Source organism: Corallococcus carmarthensis, from assembly GCF_003611695.1.
GTDB classification, from domain to species: domain Bacteria; phylum Myxococcota; class Myxococcia; order Myxococcales; family Myxococcaceae; genus Corallococcus; species Corallococcus carmarthensis.
The window spans coordinates 1-611 of the sequence record NZ_RAWE01000481.1 but is presented as its reverse complement, the minus strand read 5'-3'; the positions used below and the strand labels follow the sequence as shown (position 1 = coordinate 611).

The following is a 611-nucleotide window of genomic DNA, read 5'->3' as shown; positions in this document are numbered from 1 at the left end:
ATATAGGCCACGCAGCCCGGTGTCTCGGCGCAACCGGTCACCATGCCGCCGTTGCCGTTCTCACCCAGCGCACCCGGCACCGCCGGGAAGTCGACGGTGGTGCCGAAGCCGGGCGACTTGCCCCAGCCCTCGGGATCTTGCTTGGACAGGTACTGGGTGAACAAGAAGGTGTCACCGGACCCGTCGGAGCGGTGCAGCGGAACTACCGCGGTGCCGGGCAGGTTCACGCCGGGGTTGAGCGCAGCGATCTGCGGGTCGTCCCAGGTTTTGATGGTGCCCTGGTACATGGCCGCCAGGACTTTTCCGTTCAGCTTGAGGTGCTCGCTCACTCCGGGCAGGTTGTAGTTGACCTGCTGAGCGGAGATGGCTAGCGCGATGTTCATCAGCCCCTTGTGCGCGGCCATATCACCTTCCGACAGATAGGCGTCGGAGGCCCCAATGTTGACCGTCCCGGCGGCGGCCTGCGCGATCCCGGCACCAGAACCGGTGCCCTGAGCGGTGATCGTGACGTTCGGATACCTCTCGTGAAAGGCCGGACCCCACAGGTTGAACAGCGGGTAGAGCAGCGTGCTACCGGTCTCCGCCAACGTCACCGGCGACGACGCGGGGGT

The 611-nt window shown here is 65.8% G+C and carries 1 protein-coding gene; it reads right to left on the bottom strand.

The features are described 5' to 3' along the window. Positions 1–611, bottom strand: a 611-nt coding sequence (pstS, locus tag D7X32_RS44585; RefSeq protein ID WP_208752785.1) for a phosphate ABC transporter substrate-binding protein PstS, incomplete at both ends; no start/stop codon positions are given.